Origin of the sequence: Pseudoselenomonas caprae, assembly GCF_008271345.1 — a bacterium.
GTDB classification, from domain to species: domain Bacteria; phylum Bacillota; class Negativicutes; order Selenomonadales; family Selenomonadaceae; genus Selenomonas_A; species Selenomonas_A caprae.
Genome location: NZ_VTOZ01000018.1, coordinates 1 through 12,822, shown reverse-complemented (window position 1 = coordinate 12,822; position 12,822 = coordinate 1). Strand labels below are relative to the sequence as shown.

Here is a 12,822-nt window from a genome sequence, read left to right as displayed (position 1 = left end):
TCAGCCAAACCTCCCAGTGATATAATCTTCCGTCTTCCTGTCCTGCGGATTGGTAAAGATCGTATCCGTCACATCATGCTCGATGAGCTTCCCGTTCAGGAAAAATGCCGTATAGTCCGAAACGCGTGCCGCCTGCTGCATATTGTGGGTGACCATCACGATGGTATAGGCCTGCTTGAGTTCCTGGACCAGTTCTTCGATCTTCATGGTCGAGATGGGATCGAGCGCCGAGCAGGGCTCATCCATCAGCAGCACCTCCGGTTCGACGGCCAGTACGCGGGCAATGCAGAGACGCTGCTGCTGGCCGCCGGACATCCCCATAGCCGGCGCCTGCAGGCGGTCCTTCACCTCATCCCAGAGGGCTGCCCGCCGCAGGCTGCGCTCCACGATCTCATCCAGCCGCTTCTTATCCTTCAACCCGTGGACACGGCAGCCATAGATGACATTCTCGTAAATGGACAGCGGGAACGGATTGGGCCGCTGGAACACCATGCCCACGCGTTTGCGCAGGGTGACGAGATCCGTATCCTCCGCATAGATATTGACGGCATCAAGCTCGATCCTGCCATCGATACGAACGCCGCCGATCAGATCATTCATGCGGTTCAGCGTCCGCAGGAAGGTCGACTTGCCGCATCCCGATGGGCCGATCAAGGCCACGACACAGTTTTGGGGAATCTCCAGGGACACATCATACAGGGCCTGCTGCTCGCCATAATAGAGATTCAGATTGCTTGTCATCATTTTCATCTTGGGGCCTCCTCTGTTTTTCGGTTACCCCAAGCATAACAAAAGCGCAACCATGAAATGTTGCGCTTTTGTTATATTCTTGTTAAGAGTCATCAACACCGCGCGAAGCGGTAGCCTACGCCACGGACTGTCTCGATCCGCTCGGAAAGGCCCGGCCTTTCCCCCAGCTTCGCCCGCAGATGGCGGATATGGACATCGACGGTGCGGGTGTCGCCATAGTATTCATAGCCCCAGATCCGCTCCAGCAGCTCATCCCGGGAAAAGGCCCTGCCGGGGCTCGTCACCAGAAGTTTCAGCAATTCAAACTCCTTGGGCGTCAAGACGAGTTCTTCCCCCGCCAGCCAGGCCTGATAGGAGGAAAAATCCAGCCGCAGGCAGTCGATCTGCAAGGTCTCCTCCTGCGGCCCCTCCTGACTGGAGCGGCGCAAGACCGCTTTCACGCGCGCCATCAGCTCGCGGACGGAAAAGGGCTTGACCACATAGTCATCCGCCCCTAATTCCAGCCCCAAGACCTTGTCGATTTCCTCGGCCTTTGCCGTCAGCATGATGATGGGAATCCTGGCCGTCCTTTTATCAGCCTTCAGCCGCCTGCACACTTCCAGCCCGTCAAGCCCCGGCAGCATCAGATCCAACAGGATGAGATCCATGCCCTCCGCCTTTGCCAACGCCTCCTGGCCATCCTCCGCCATCAATGCTTCATAGCCATGCTTTTGCAGCTGGAACGCCAGCAGCTCCCGTATGCTCTGCTCATCGTCTACTGCTAAAACCTTCATCGGCACCACCTCTTGGCATCATTTGCATTCAAACCGGTATTTCTGCTCTGCCTGGGGATATTTCGCATGATCCACCTCGCTCATGAACATGGCTAGCGGCCGACAGAATATGCCATAGTCCCCATAAAGCGCCTGATACACGCAGTACAGCTCCTCCGTTTCGGTATGGATCACCGGGCAGGCGATGATCTTGTAATCGTTGTGTTTGAAATGCTGCCATATCTCGCCCGCCTGCGGGATCGGCCGCCCATATTGTTTATCCATCGGTTTCCTCCATAATCTTTTTCAGCAATCCTTCCAGTTTTGCCTGGTACTGTATATTATCTTCCACAAAGCGCTTCCGTGGCCCTTTCCAATGGCTTTTACTCGAGGCACGACGTGCCTTCTTCCCCAGATGGCGTTCCATCAGCAGCCGCTCGATATTTTCATTGGTATACTGCCAGCCATTCTGGTGAATAGCATACGCCTTCTTGCCCAAAGCCATGGCTGCCACTCCATAATCCTGCGTAACCACCAAATCGCCAGACCGGCAGCAATTGACCAGTGCAAAGTCCACCGCATCGGCTCCCGCGCCGATTATCTTTACCTCGCTATAAGCAGACTGCAGGATGTGATTGGTATCGCATAGCAAAACCACTGGCACCGAATATTTTGCCGCCACTTCTTCTGTTTCCTTGACCACCGGGCAGGCATCTGCATCGACAAATATTTTCATAGCGAAGCTCCTTGTCTTGGATTTGCCAGGGCCAGCTTTTCTGCGGCGGTGGTGTTGCCGCCCCGCATAGCCAGCACCACCCCGCTGGCAATAAGGGCAAAACCTGGCGCAAAATAGCTGGTGATTGCCTCGCCGAGCAGGAAATGCCCCAGCAGCGTTCCCACCACCGGCTGGAAGAACATGAAAAGGCCGCCGATAGAGGCATCCATATAGGTAAGGCCCTTGCTCCAAAGGACAAAGCCGGCAGTCGTGGAAACCACTCCCACATAGAGCACCGAGCCCCCTATCTCCGGCCGGGCCAGCGCGGCAAGATCCGCTTCAGCAGCCAGCCACCAGAGGCCATAAGGACTCAGCGCCAAAAAGGCAATCAGCACACTGTAAAAAGTCAGGGCAAACACCGAATAGCGGCTCAGCAGCTTGAGCAATATGGACATCAGGGCCCAGGTAACGGCGGCAATACTGAGGTAGAGCCCGCCCAGCAGGCTGCCGCTGCGCATATTATCGGGATCAACCACGATGAGCAGTACCCCAACGGTGGCCAGAACCACCGACAACAAGCGGCTGAGATTGAACCGCTCATGGAGCAGCAGACAGCCAAAGACCACCATGAACGCCGGGGTAGCTGCTGTTATGACAGACCCCATTTGCGCAGAAGTCAGCATGGTGCCGGATTCCTGGGTGACAATCGACAAAGTGTTTCCCGTAAGGGCCGAAAGCAGGAGCAGTTTCCAGTCCTTGCGCTCGATCTTCCACGAGATTTTTTGCTGGTACATGAGAAATACCAAGGGGATAAGCGCCACGCCATACCGCATCCAGACCAAGGCCACAGGCGTAATAACCCCTGTCGTCAGCCGGACGGCGATGAACATGGCGCCCCAGATACTGCCCGCCAGTGACAACAGTACCGAGCCGATAAGCAGATTACGCAATAGATTCCTCCTCCTTTGTTCCTCGATTATAACGCGTTGCTGGTATAAAGTAAATCCAGCCCACAGAAACAGCCGGCAGGTTGACCAGTCAATTTGACCAGTCAACCTGCCGGCTTACAGAGAACTGCCACGAGCAGATATCGCGTCAGGCCAGCCAGGCTGCCAGTTTCCCCATGCGCTCCCCATAGGCCACGAACAGATCCCGGAAGGATCCGATATCCTGGCTCATGCCCACAGGGCCGAGATGGATGATTGGCTTGCCATAAGCCTTGCCCCCCGAATAAGTCATCATGCCCTGCACCATCATGAATGTCAGCATTTCCCGGATCGCATTTTCCCCGCCACCGTGGATATACTGCTCCGTGGCAAAGGCTCCGCCCACTTTATAGGCCAGATCCAGCTTGGAGCCTTTCTCCTCGAGCCAGGTTTTCATTTTAGCGGTGACCGAAGCCATATAGGTAGGCGAGCCGAGGATAATAAGGTCTGCTTTTTCGATATATTCCGCATCCGCCTCATCGATATGAAAACAAGCAGGCTGCAGGCCTGCCCTTTGCACGCCTTCGGCGATAAAGGCGGCCGCCTTTTCCGTGGTATGCGTGCGCGAATCATAGAGGATGGCCGCCAACAATGGCCCCCCCTCCTCCTGTCCGCTGCAGATTGCCGAGCCGGCAGCAAAAGTATCAAGATACATGGGCCAAACACCAGAGCTGTGGCACGCATCCAGGGAACAATGGCACAGATTGAAATACGCTACGCCAAGATTTTTAAGCTCTTTAACGGTTTGACTGACACACGCCTCGCTGGCCCCTGCCAGATGAATGCCGCCAACCACACGAAGGACTTGCTTTCCCGTCCGCGCCTTGACGGCTGCCACCATATTCACAATTCCCCTATGGGAGCAGCCTACGACCATGCAGAGGCCATTTCCCTCCTCCAGCAGCAAGCAGATCTCATCGGTAAAGGAATCCGGTTCCTTCGCTGCCCCACGCACGAATTTTTCAGGGATATGCTCAAAGTCCGTCGTTCGCGCAAAACCAGTGAAGAGGGTTGCATGATTGTCCAGCCTTATCATATCCTGGCATTCGCGCTGCTCGATACCCCAGGCAGCCAGATCGTCCGCCGTAAAGCCGCAGCCCTTATACAGGTATTCATCCTTCTCCCGATCATAGGAATACTTCTCCTGCCAGAAATCCGGGCCGGTATAAAGCACCTTGGGCTTTACGTGCGCCAGCAGCGCAGGGAACCCACCCGCATGATCATAATGGGAGTGGCTCAAGGCGACAAAATCCACGGCAAATAGGTCTACACCCATCTTCTCCGCATTGCGCCAGGCCGCCCCGGTATGCCCGCAGTCGAAGAGGAACTTGCTCTCCGGGGTCTCGACGTAAAAGGAAAGGCCATGCTCCCCCTCCAGTTCCCAAGGCTTTTCCTCCACCCAATCATCAATCAGGACCCTTAACGTATATTTTGCTTCATATGCCATGACAAATGCCTCCAATGGTAAATCAATATGTAAACATCATAAAGCATACGCCCAAAGCTGTCCAGCGCAGGACCTCTGCCACCCCCGCGAATATTCCCGATAAATAATCAACAGCAGTGCCTCTTATCCCATGTAGCGATGGGCAAAGCAAAGCCGTTTCCAGCCCAGCAAGGCGCAAGCGCCGGCTGCGGTTATGCCGAAAAAATGAACTTCGGGCTGGATATCCAAATAATCTACGATGGTTCCATTCGCCAGCGTACTGCCCGTGCAAAAAATGATATCCGCATAGTTATGGATGATATCGTCTTTTACCGCCTGATCCGCCCCGTCCTCTATCGTTATACCGGATTTTACCTGGCCAATGTTTTGGGGATTCAGATCCAGGACACGTACCTCGTAGGGGGATTTTGCCAGCATCTCCAGTATCGCTGGCTGAAAGCCTACCTGTGCAATGCGTTTGACACAGGGATAATATTCGCGCAGATACGCTGAAATATCCGCAGCACATTGCTCAGGTCCATCGTTATGGCAATGTGACGTACCGGTACACAGCCCAATAGAAGCCATCACTGCATTGACAGCCGCCAGAAATAAGCTGCGGTCATGACGGCTGCCCTCGATGTCCATACAGAGGATTTCCTTTAGCGGCCCATGATATTCAGCGGGGGCATCAGTAAAGGCCTGTCCTTTATAGCCACGATATTCAGCCTGGATCATGACATCCTTTCCTGTAAGTATCGGAAAGTCGTGCCGTTTGACGTTAGCGCCAATAGCTTCCGCAGGAGTGAGCGCCCGGCAGACAATATCGATAGCATCGTCTTGGATATGATAGCGCTGTAACACAACAGCAAAGCGTGCACGCAAGGTTTGATATAGTTTTTCTTGAGTCATAGCGTTCTCCTTTACAACAATGAAGCAGGTGTCAATCCCAAAAATTCCTGCACCGTCTCATTCCACCCATGCGTAAACAACTCCGCTGCCGGAACGATAGCTTGCAGTTTCCCCTCCAGCAGAATACCGATCCTATCCGCCAGCCGCCGCGCTTCATGGAAATCATGGGTGACAAAGAGGATCGCGCAGTCATAACGCTGCCGTATTTCATCGAGCAGCGTATAGAGTCCCTGCTTGGTAACGGGATCGAGGGCAGAAAACGGTTCATCAAGCAACAGCAAGGGCGGATGCGTAATCAAAGCTCTAGCCAGCGCAGTGCGCTGCTGCTCGCCACCACTTAATGTCAGCGGATATTGCTCCAACAGGTGACCGATGCCAAAACGCTTGGCAATCGCCTGCACCTCGTGCAAGCAGCTTTTCTTGTCCACCCCGCGCATCTTCAGACCATAGGCAATATTCTCCCCCACCGTCATATGTGGGAACATGCAATATTCTTGATAAAGATAGCCGATGTTGCGTCTGTGCAACGGAATGCGATGCAGATCCCTTCCCTTAAACAGAATCTGGCCCTCAGCCGGCTGGTGAAAGCCCGCAATCGTTTCCAACAAAAGCGTCTTGCCCGAACCAGTTTCGCCAAGGATGGCCAGGACCTCCCCGGAGCCAAGCGCGAAATCAATGGAGCAGAGGGCAAAAGAACCTCGCTGCAAAGAAACCTGCTGGACAGCCAGCAGCCTTTCACAAGAAGGATTCATAGCGGCACCTCCCAGGCGATCTATGCGTCAAATAATTGGCTGCTGCCAGCGACAGCGCCGACAACACTAACAACATAAAGGCACTTGCCATAGCACTGTCTAAATCGTTAGCACTGACATTCAAATAAATATTCCCAGGCAGCGTTTCCGTTCTCATCCGGGTAACACCTACCAACATCAAAGTAGCGCCGAATTCGCCCAAGGCCCTTGACCAGATCAGCACAAACGAACCAATCAGCGACGTCCTGCACAGTGGCAGCAGGATGGTCCGGAACCGCTGGAAAGACGAAGCCCCCAGCAGCCCAGCTGCCAGCTCCATCTTGCGATCTACGCGCTGGAACGACATGACACAGAGTTTTATGGCAAAGGGCAAATTGACAACTAATTGCGCTAAAATGATACCATTGGTATCAAAAACAACCGGCAGCCCCGCTTCCTTCAAGGCTTTACCCACAGGCATAGAAAACAATAGCAACAGGCTCAGCCCTAAGACAATGTAGGGAAGCGACATCGTCAATTCCAGCAGCACTTCGATTGCCCCCCGCCCCGGCAGGGACTGACGGGTCAATACATAAGCGGCTGGAATAGCCAGAATAAAACAAAAGATTGTCGAAAGGCAGGCGCTTTTGATGCTAAGCGTCATGGCAAAAACACTTTCTACATGATTGAAATACGCAGGCAGCTTTTGCAGACCATCGAAAAGAATCAAAAAGATATTACCGCCAAGGAACAAGAAAACCAGCAAGGTGAGAAACAGGCATACCGCTCCAAACGGATCAAAAGGTACCTGTCTCATGGTACCAGCTCATAGCCGAAGGAGGCCCAGATGGCATGGACTTCTTCGCTGTCCAGGAATACGGCAAAGGCATCGGCAGCTGGATTATCTTTGCTAAAGCTCAAATGCGCTGCAGGGATCGTCTTGCCATAGGCATCCATTTCCTCTGTGGGAACAACTTCCACACCGTTCTCACAGTTCTCCTTCCAGATAATGGCAGCATCAGCCTCCTGCAAAGCCAGAAGTGTTGCCATCTGCGGCGCAGTTGTAGTCGTCGAAACAATGTGCAAAGCCTCAAATATCCCCGCATCATCAAAGGCCTTTTGGGCTATCTTGCCGATTGGCGTGGCCTTAGGATCCCCCATGACCACACGGATCCCCGCTTGGCTTAAATCCTTAAGACTATGAATATGCTTTGGATTCCCCTGACTGACAGCCAGCACCGGAATATGCTTGACCAACGGCTTGCTTCCAGCCACATAATCTTTTATTGGCTGGATTTCCTGCGCTGAGCCTGCGATAAAAAAATCCCCTTCTGCCGTTGTCTTGATTTGCGTTTGGATTTGAGCTGCATTGGCATAAGTCACCTGCACATCACAACCGGTTTCATCCCGAAAGGCGTCCGCAATCTGTTGAAAAGGCTTCTGCATACCAGCCCCGCAATAAACGCGTAAGGTTTGACCGGTCAACTTTCCTGTACTTATTGCTGCAGCCGGATCATACTCCGTTTTAGCCGGGCCACTGCCACAGCCAATCAAAGCCATGCTAGCCAGCAGCGCCAGACTGCCAGCAAGAATCAAATTTTTCCCATTCACGTAAAACAACCCCTCCTAAAAAAAAACACGCTCCCGAAGGAACGTGCAAAAAATACACAAAGAAACAGACAGTATTCCACTGCCTGCATTTTTTCCTTCTCAAACACGGAAAGCCAGCCCGTTTCCAGCCTGACTCGGGAGCCCCTAGCTCCGGCATCAGCCACATATACCTGCCGTACGTAGCCGCTGATGCTTGGAAAACGCATATGCTTTTGTTGAACCAGCACTGATTCATTGGCATTATAGCATTTATAGCCTATTTTGTCTGTAACATTTTACAACAATCTTTACTTTTCTCTTCCCGCTTCATTCCACTCCCTAACATCGTTATGCAGATCCTGCCAAGGTTCCAGGCAAGATTCCTGCCTCAGCTGATTTGACATGTCAAAAAATCAAATCACGGTTGACATCCATCAGCCTATTTGCTAAAATCAATACTCGTATCGGACGGCAAGCAATCGCCTGCTTGCCAGATAAGGTGTCCATAGACACCGGAACGGGTTATTCAGGCCAGATAAGATCGCCTTCTTATCTGGCCTTATTTTTTTCGAAAGGATTTTAAACACATGCTAAAAGGTTATCTTCTGCTCGCCATCGCTATCGCCCTGGAAATTGTTTCCACCTCTATGCTGAAAGCCTCCTGCGGTTTTACCAAACTAATGCCCAGCGTTGCTTTCATAGCGGGAATGGGAACCTGTTTCTACATTTTTTCCAAATCCTTGCTGCTGCTCCCCCTGGGCATTGCCTATGCAATATGGGCTGGCGTCGGCACAGCTCTTACGGCGCTGGTGGCGGTATTTATCTGGCATGAACAGATGGACCTTACCACCGGCTTGGGCATCTTGTTCATCATCATAGGAGTGATCCTGTTAAACATCCGCAGCATCACCAGTTGATAGCGGCACATCATCCCAGCCAGGACGCCCCATAGCGCAGCATGCCCTGCACCACCATGCGCATCAACATTCCCCCGCTAGCTTCAATGGTCAATTCTCCATCATGGTTCCTGGTACAATTCCAGCAAACAGCAATCTTGTTTGACTCGAAATCAAGTGTGGTTAATAGCCACCGTGGGTTCGAATCCCACCCTCTGCCATTGAGATTAAAGGGTTCGCGCGTTTTTGTGCGTGTCTTTTTTGCTGTCTGTTTTTCGCGTTCAGCGGGTTTAGCGTATACAGTATTTTGCCGTCAAAGGGCGCTTAGGGCTATTTCGCCTGCATTTTTGCAGGCGCGATAGTCCTCTTTTTTATGCGCGGGTTGTGGACACGACAGTCGGCTGACCGGTCAAATTTTAATGAAAGAAACTGGTCAAGGTCACCGTATCTTGCGCTTTGTTTTTTCCTGTCCCAGGCTGACGATATTTTTCGCGTCCCCGTCGAGCCAATGGCTGACGGCGGCTTTGCCCTCCTCGTCGATATGGGTATAGATATCCATGGTAATCTGGATGGTCGAGTGCCCAAGCTGCTCATGAATATCCTTGAAGTCAAACTGCCCCGAGGCCTTCATGCGGCTGGCCATATCGTGGCGCAGCATATGGAAGGTGGTCTTGATGCCCAGTTTGCGGCGGATATTGCAAAAGTCCGAGGAAAATTTAGCAGGATTGATGTATTTCCCGTTTTCCCCGGTAAACACGAGGTCGGGTTGCTCCCAGTGCTCTGCCTGCAAGCGTTTGGCGGCCTGCATGGCCTTGTAGCGGGAAAGCTCCTGACAAAGGGCGGCGGGAATAAAGAGGTCCCGCTTGCTGGTGGCGGTTTTGGGTTCGGCCATGTACACAGGCGCGTCCTCCCCGACCTTTTTGATGCCGTTGACCAGGGCATGGCGCACGCGGAGCCTGCCGCCCGTCAAATCAATATCCGCCCAATGGAGGCCCAACAGCTCGCCGCGCCGCAAGCCGGTGAAAAATTCGGTCAGCAAAAGATACCGCCAGCAATAGTAAGGCGACTCTGCCGCAAGCAGCGCCTCCCTATCCTCGCGGGGTGGCCGCACAAAGGGCTTTTTCGGCTGCCGCTTGGGAAGTTCCAAATCGGCGGCAGAATTGTCGGGAATGAGTTTTAATACCGTCTACTCCCACGAATACGAAGGCGAGGACACCTATCTGACCGAAACGACCGAAGACGGCTTTATTGTGAGCTAGTATATCACCTCGTCCATAGATAGCATAAACAATCGTCAAAGATGATTATTGCCAATCTGGGCGAGGCGGTACACGAGAGAAAGGCGCGTTTCATGCGCATATTTATCAATCCTGGCCACGCCCTCGGCGGTGACCCTGACCCCGGCTGCATAAATCCCGCCCTGACTTTGCGCGAATGCGACCTGGCCCTGACCTACGGCTCCCTCTGCGGCAAATACCTAGAGGCCGCAGGTTTAGAAGTCAAACTCCTCCAAAGCCATAACCTCTACGGCGAAGCCCCCGGCTACCCTTGCGTCGTAGACGAGGCCAACAACTGGCCCGCCGATATCTTCCTCAGCATCCACGTCAACGCCGGCGGCGGACGCGGCGCAGAAACCTACTGCTACGACCTGCAAGGCGCGGGCGGAAGACTCGCCCGCGCCATCCAAAACCAGCTCGTAAAAACCCTTTCCCCCTTTGACCCAGACTACAAAGACCGCGGCGTAAAAGCCCATCCCTCCTTCTGTGTCCTGCGCAACACCACTATGCCCGCCGTCCTCATCGAAACCGGCTTTATCGACAGCGAGGACGTAAACCTCCTCACCCGCCACGGCGACGACATAGCAAGATCTATCGCACGAGGGGTGACGGATTACGCAAATTTTCTTGTCCGTGCGTAGGTGAGGTAGTATAATAAAGCTACAAACGATATAGAGAGTAGCCCACGGGGTTACATCAAAAGAGAGTCTCCAGCTTGGTAACCTGTGAGACTCTTTTATTTTCCTATTAACGTAACAACCACAAATTACGCATATTGTGAATAAGAAATATCCATTTACTTCTCTCCAATATAATCCTATGCATGGCAAAAATGTAGATATCGTCGATGACGGACAGGCTGAGTCCATTCCTGTGTTGTGGATTATTGCCAGGTATAACAATTTAGCCTGCAATTAGTAGTTTAAATTCACGTATAGTCAAATCTTTTCAGAAACAATCATGTAATGCGATTAATATTGATTGGGAGAGAGGATTTCTAATCCGTATAACGAATATAGATATTCGGGAGGAATATGTATGAAACTTTTACAAATAATTATTTCAACATTTGTTTTTCTTGCACAGGTTACAATTGCAAGTGCTAGTCCTGTACCGTTATGTAAAGATGGTTCTCGAATGTTCAACCATGAGGTATCATCCTTAATCAGTCGCAATGCTCCACAATACCGATTACATGAATTAGAACACTACGGAAAGTCAAAAGATAATAAATATGATTGCTATTATACGTATTTAGGTGCAATAGAACATGCAGCCGTTATAATATATTTTGATGATGAGAAAATTTATGCAAAAAAAATAAAAGTAAAATGGTTAAGAAACGATCAATCAGCGGCTATAGCAGCCTCACACGCAATGACTGCCATACAAGTAGCATTAGATATTCAAAGACCAGAACTAATTATTTTAGGCAATAGAATGAAAGAATCCAACGGCAGCGGTGCTGTTTGGTGTCCCAATTTAAGAAAAACATTCATAGCATGGATAGCTCCATCTCCGGAAGATGCAAGATACAATACTTTCACAATAGTTGCTGACGATAGAGAAATTATGTAGATAGAACAATATAGTAGGATGATTTTGATATGAAAACAATAAAAGTTGTGTATTTTTTTATTTTTATGACCATATTGACGATATGCACAGGCTGTGGTGAAAAAGGATTATTGGGCATTATTGATAAAGAATCAATCTCTACTGAGGCAAAAAACATTTCCATCCGTAATTCACATTCAACGCTAAACATCAACCTTCCCTTTGACCTATCAAATGAAAAAAAACCAAACTTATCTGGTGACATCGCACCGTATATAGGTAATTCTTTTAACAAATTTGGGAGTAATCAGTATGTTGCTGTTAGAATCTTAGGATATAGTTTTGATGTCGACTCTATAAGCAAAGACTATGGCATTAAATTTAATATAAACTTGGATAATATGATAAACGCTGCAAAGAACAATGTGACGAAATTAAAAAATGCAGAGAATGTAAAATTTGATAACCCCAAAGACATTATAATAAATGATCAAAAAATGACACATATAACTGGCTCATACACATATAATGATAAAAAAATTCATTTGAATGCTATGTAGATTTAATTATATTTATAAAAGGTGCAGATTCTTGGGAAATAACTATAATTGGAAAAAATGATGATGATATAAGCAAAAATTGTGCAAAAGATATGATTAATAGCATAAAAATCAATTAAAAGAGGTGTTAGGGTTGTTTTGTTATCGCTGTGGACATAAGTTAAGAGATGACGCAAATTATTGCAGTTTTTGTGGAACTCCAGTTGATAAAACAGGAGAAACTTCTACTCAAAAAGACTATCAACTCCAATCAAATCCATCTAAACATGATACGGTTGATGTAATTATTGATGCCAAAAACGAATCTGAAAACAAAAAACAGATATTGTAGATGAGATTTGGAATGGGAGTTTATAGATTTTTAAAGGAATAGGAAAAACTATATTATATCTCATAATTTGTATGATTTTGGTAAAAACAATCATTAGTATATTATCAGTAGCATCAGGAAATGATCCTAACAAATTCCTTTTACTAACTACTATATTCTGGGGTATATTTTATGGTTTAATTGGTGGATATTTCCTTTGGATTATTTCTTCTCAATTATACAAAAAAGATGAATGTATATGGAAAAGAAGGAGTATCTATCCGCTCTGTATAACAGCTGGTGTTTTAGGAGGAATTTCATGGGTTTTCATTGTAGGAATAATTCTTTTTATAGTGATAA

General features: G+C 49.7%; 17 protein-coding genes, 1 tRNA gene and 1 riboswitch. Of the genes, 7 read left to right on the top strand and 11 right to left on the bottom strand.

Features of this window, described 5'->3' with window-relative positions; all coding sequences use genetic code 11:
• The 10 genes from pstB to modA all read right to left on the bottom strand — a co-directional run bounded on the left by pstB (position 1) and on the right by modA (position 7,883).
• The gene (gene pstB / locus FZ041_RS09250) at positions 1–750 is read right to left on the bottom strand and encodes a phosphate ABC transporter ATP-binding protein PstB (RefSeq protein WP_149189348.1); all 750 of its coding nucleotides are present in this window, start codon (positions 748–750) and stop codon (positions 1–3) included.
• Between the two features lie 92 nt (positions 751–842).
• Complete coding sequence (locus FZ041_RS09245) at positions 843–1,523, bottom strand: winged helix-turn-helix domain-containing protein (RefSeq protein ID WP_075428213.1); 681 nt, start codon at positions 1,521–1,523, stop codon at positions 843–845.
• An 18-nt stretch (positions 1,524–1,541) separates the two neighbouring features.
• Complete coding sequence (locus tag FZ041_RS09240; RefSeq protein WP_074514564.1) at positions 1,542–1,787, bottom strand: DUF1653 domain-containing protein; 246 nt, start codon at positions 1,785–1,787, stop codon at positions 1,542–1,544.
• Positions 1,780–2,238 (bottom strand): YaiI/YqxD family protein, encoded by a 459-nt coding sequence (locus FZ041_RS09235; RefSeq protein WP_149189347.1) that lies wholly within the window; start codon positions 2,236–2,238, stop codon positions 1,780–1,782. The genes FZ041_RS09240 and FZ041_RS09235 overlap by 8 nt, the downstream gene beginning before the upstream one ends.
• Positions 2,235–3,167, bottom strand: coding sequence for a DMT family transporter (locus FZ041_RS09230; RefSeq protein ID WP_074514567.1), 933 nt, complete (start codon positions 3,165–3,167; stop codon positions 2,235–2,237). Before FZ041_RS09230 ends, FZ041_RS09235 begins: the two co-directional genes overlap by 4 nt.
• A 145-nt stretch (positions 3,168–3,312) precedes the next feature.
• On the bottom strand, positions 3,313–4,650 hold the full coding sequence (locus tag FZ041_RS14825; protein ID WP_255449330.1) for an MBL fold metallo-hydrolase: 1,338 nt from the start codon (positions 4,648–4,650) through the stop codon (positions 3,313–3,315).
• Between the two features lie 123 nt (positions 4,651–4,773).
• The gene (locus tag FZ041_RS09215; protein WP_149189346.1) at positions 4,774–5,541 is read right to left on the bottom strand and encodes a Rossmann-like domain-containing protein; all 768 of its coding nucleotides are present in this window, start codon (positions 5,539–5,541) and stop codon (positions 4,774–4,776) included.
• Positions 5,542–5,552: 11 nt separating this feature from the next.
• On the bottom strand, positions 5,553–6,293 hold the full coding sequence (locus FZ041_RS09210) for an ATP-binding cassette domain-containing protein (protein ID WP_149189345.1): 741 nt from the start codon (positions 6,291–6,293) through the stop codon (positions 5,553–5,555).
• Positions 6,277–7,089 (bottom strand): ABC transporter permease, encoded by an 813-nt coding sequence (locus FZ041_RS09205; RefSeq protein ID WP_149189344.1) that lies wholly within the window; start codon positions 7,087–7,089, stop codon positions 6,277–6,279. Before FZ041_RS09205 ends, FZ041_RS09210 begins: the two co-directional genes overlap by 17 nt.
• Positions 7,086–7,883 carry a molybdate ABC transporter substrate-binding protein gene (gene modA, locus FZ041_RS09200; protein ID WP_222931152.1) on the bottom strand — a complete coding sequence of 266 codons (798 nt, stop codon included), beginning with the start codon at positions 7,881–7,883 and terminating at the stop codon, positions 7,086–7,088. Before modA ends, FZ041_RS09205 begins: the two co-directional genes overlap by 4 nt.
• Positions 7,884–7,959: 76 nt before the next feature.
• Positions 7,960–8,094: riboswitch (molybdenum cofactor riboswitch) on the bottom strand.
• 355 nt (positions 8,095–8,449) lie between these two features.
• Between modA and FZ041_RS09195 the strand changes: the two genes are divergently transcribed.
• Positions 8,450–8,779, top strand: a complete 330-nt coding sequence (locus FZ041_RS09195) for a DMT family transporter (RefSeq protein ID WP_075428215.1) — start codon at positions 8,450–8,452, stop codon at positions 8,777–8,779.
• A 124-nt stretch (positions 8,780–8,903) separates the two neighbouring features.
• Positions 8,904–8,978 (top strand) — tRNA-OTHER (locus FZ041_RS09190).
• Positions 8,979–9,197: 219 nt separating this feature from the next.
• Here FZ041_RS09190 and FZ041_RS09185 read toward each other — a convergent pair.
• Positions 9,198–9,905, bottom strand: coding sequence for a site-specific integrase (locus tag FZ041_RS09185; protein WP_187626354.1), 708 nt, complete (start codon positions 9,903–9,905; stop codon positions 9,198–9,200).
• 153 nt (positions 9,906–10,058) lie between these two features.
• Between FZ041_RS09185 and FZ041_RS09180 the strand changes: the two genes are divergently transcribed.
• The 5 genes from FZ041_RS09180 to FZ041_RS14570 all read left to right on the top strand — a co-directional run.
• Positions 10,059–10,676, top strand: a complete 618-nt coding sequence (locus tag FZ041_RS09180; protein WP_439653968.1) for an N-acetylmuramoyl-L-alanine amidase family protein — start codon at positions 10,059–10,061, stop codon at positions 10,674–10,676.
• A 397-nt stretch (positions 10,677–11,073) separates the two neighbouring features.
• Positions 11,074–11,613: a hypothetical protein gene (locus tag FZ041_RS09175; protein ID WP_149189342.1), complete on the top strand. Its 540-nt coding sequence runs from the start codon at positions 11,074–11,076 to the stop codon at positions 11,611–11,613.
• A gap of 29 nt (positions 11,614–11,642) precedes the next feature.
• Entirely contained in the window at positions 11,643–12,152 is a 510-nt protein-coding gene (locus FZ041_RS09170) for a hypothetical protein (protein ID WP_149189341.1), read from the top strand.
• A 133-nt stretch (positions 12,153–12,285) separates the two neighbouring features.
• On the top strand, positions 12,286–12,483 hold the full coding sequence (locus FZ041_RS09165; protein ID WP_187626353.1) for a zinc-ribbon domain-containing protein: 198 nt from the start codon (positions 12,286–12,288) through the stop codon (positions 12,481–12,483).
• 77 nt (positions 12,484–12,560) lie between these two features.
• The coding region (locus tag FZ041_RS14570; protein WP_222931151.1) for a hypothetical protein at positions 12,561–12,822 on the top strand (262 nt) is incomplete at its 3' end.

What these genes read in the sequence shown, in the direction of transcription:
- FZ041_RS09195 (WP_075428215.1), top strand. Translation starts at nt 8,450, where the DNA reads ATGCTAAAAGGTTATCTTCTGCTCGCCATCGCTATCGCCCTGGAAATT.
- pstB (WP_149189348.1), bottom strand. Translation starts at nt 750, where the DNA reads ATGAAAATGATGACAAGCAATCTGAATCTCTATTATGGCGAGCAGCAG.
- FZ041_RS09205 (WP_149189344.1), bottom strand. Translation starts at nt 7,089, where the DNA reads ATGAGACAGGTACCTTTTGATCCGTTTGGAGCGGTATGCCTGTTTCTC.
- FZ041_RS09240 (WP_074514564.1), bottom strand. Translation starts at nt 1,787, where the DNA reads ATGGATAAACAATATGGGCGGCCGATCCCGCAGGCGGGCGAGATATGG.
- FZ041_RS09235 (WP_149189347.1), bottom strand. Translation starts at nt 2,238, where the DNA reads ATGAAAATATTTGTCGATGCAGATGCCTGCCCGGTGGTCAAGGAAACA.
- FZ041_RS09245 (WP_075428213.1), bottom strand. Translation starts at nt 1,523, where the DNA reads ATGAAGGTTTTAGCAGTAGACGATGAGCAGAGCATACGGGAGCTGCTG.
- FZ041_RS14825 (WP_255449330.1), bottom strand. Translation starts at nt 4,650, where the DNA reads ATGGCATATGAAGCAAAATATACGTTAAGGGTCCTGATTGATGATTGG.
- FZ041_RS09180 (WP_439653968.1), top strand. Translation starts at nt 10,059, where the DNA reads ATGATTATTGCCAATCTGGGCGAGGCGGTACACGAGAGAAAGGCGCGT.
- FZ041_RS09215 (WP_149189346.1), bottom strand. Translation starts at nt 5,541, where the DNA reads ATGACTCAAGAAAAACTATATCAAACCTTGCGTGCACGCTTTGCTGTT.
- FZ041_RS09170 (WP_149189341.1), top strand. Translation starts at nt 11,643, where the DNA reads ATGAAAACAATAAAAGTTGTGTATTTTTTTATTTTTATGACCATATTG.
- FZ041_RS09210 (WP_149189345.1), bottom strand. Translation starts at nt 6,293, where the DNA reads ATGAATCCTTCTTGTGAAAGGCTGCTGGCTGTCCAGCAGGTTTCTTTG.
- FZ041_RS09175 (WP_149189342.1), top strand. Translation starts at nt 11,074, where the DNA reads ATGAAACTTTTACAAATAATTATTTCAACATTTGTTTTTCTTGCACAG.